Origin of the sequence: Corallococcus sp. AB049A (genome assembly GCF_003668885.1) — a bacterium.
GTDB lineage: Bacteria > Myxococcota > Myxococcia > Myxococcales > Myxococcaceae > Corallococcus > Corallococcus interemptor.
In genome coordinates, this window is the sequence record NZ_RAWL01000969.1 from 1 (window position 1) to 485 (window position 485).

At 65.4% G+C, this 485-nt stretch carries 1 protein-coding gene; it reads right to left on the reverse strand.

Annotation, left to right across the window (positions count from 1 at the left end):
* Window positions 1-444: hypothetical protein (locus D7X55_RS40470; RefSeq protein WP_121725735.1), on the reverse strand; the 444-nt coding region annotated here is incomplete at its 3' end.
* Between the last annotated feature and the right edge of the window lie 41 nt (window positions 445-485).

Here is a 485-nt window from a genome sequence, read left to right on the forward strand (position 1 = left end):
GTCAATTTCCTCGCAAGTGAATCTGTACCAGCCCGGTTCCGTCGGCACTTGGTCCATCCACGGCTGCGGAGACGACAGGACCGGCGGCGGCGCTGCAGCCGGTTGTGCGCCGAGCAGGGCCGGCAGCATGACGTGGCGCGTGCCGACGATTTCGAACCCAGCATCGAAGCCGGCGCCGGCTTCAACGTCCACGATGGCGCCCTCCTGCTTGAGCAGCAGCTTCTCCAGCGCCTTGACTGCGGTCCGCACGTACTTTGGCACCGCTTCGGCGCGCTTGTAGCTGTCCACGAGGCGCGCCTTTGCCTCGGCGCTGGGCTCAGGCATCGGCCCGAGACCTCTGAGCGTTTCGACCATCTCCTGCGGCGTCTGGCCGACTTCGCCGCGGACCCATGCCAACAGCCTGCGGAGGTGGTTGGTTTGGGCCTGCGTGAGGTTCGGCTTCAACTGACTTGACGATTCCCGTGCCGATTGATTCCCGGTCATAC